The following is a 507-nucleotide window of genomic DNA, read 5'->3' as shown; positions in this document are numbered from 1 at the left end:
CGGCCTGGCCGTATTTTTCGGATGCGTAATCGCGATCGCCGTTTCCTACGTCGCCACGTACCCACGATTCCACCCGGCCCCCGCGACGCCCACCGCCGCGGCCAACAGCCCTGCCGCGCCCGCGTCGGCCGCAACCGGGCTGACCACCGAACTCCCCCCGCTGCCCCTGCCGCTGCCGGCCGCGTCCGGCCCGCTGTCCTGGGCGCGCCTCACGCCGGCGCAACACGCGGCACTCGCGCCGTTCGCCGACCAGTGGGACGGCTTCAGCGACGCGCGCAAGCGCAAATGGCTGAAGATCGCATCGCGTTTCGCGAAGTTGACGCCCGATGATCAAAAGCGCCTGCAGGACCGGATGACCGAATGGGCGCGGATGACGCCCGAGCAGCGCCGCGTCGCGCGCGAGAACTACCAGAGTGCGAAGGAGCTGTCCGCGCAGGCGCGCGAGCGGGCCTGGAAGGCGTACCAGCAACTCCCCGAGGAGCAGAAGGAACGCCTCGCGGCCGCCGA

The 507-nt window shown here is 71.2% G+C and carries 1 protein-coding gene; it reads left to right on the top strand.

The window, feature by feature from the left end:
• Positions 1-507: DUF3106 domain-containing protein (locus L810_RS43030; protein ID WP_257009051.1), on the top strand; the 507-nt coding region annotated here is incomplete at both ends.

Origin of the sequence: Burkholderia sp. AU4i (assembly GCF_000466765.1) — a bacterium.
Lineage (GTDB): Bacteria > Pseudomonadota > Gammaproteobacteria > Burkholderiales > Burkholderiaceae > Burkholderia > Burkholderia cepacia.
Note: the sequence above shows the minus strand (reverse complement) of the source record. Positions and strands in the feature narration are given on the sequence as shown.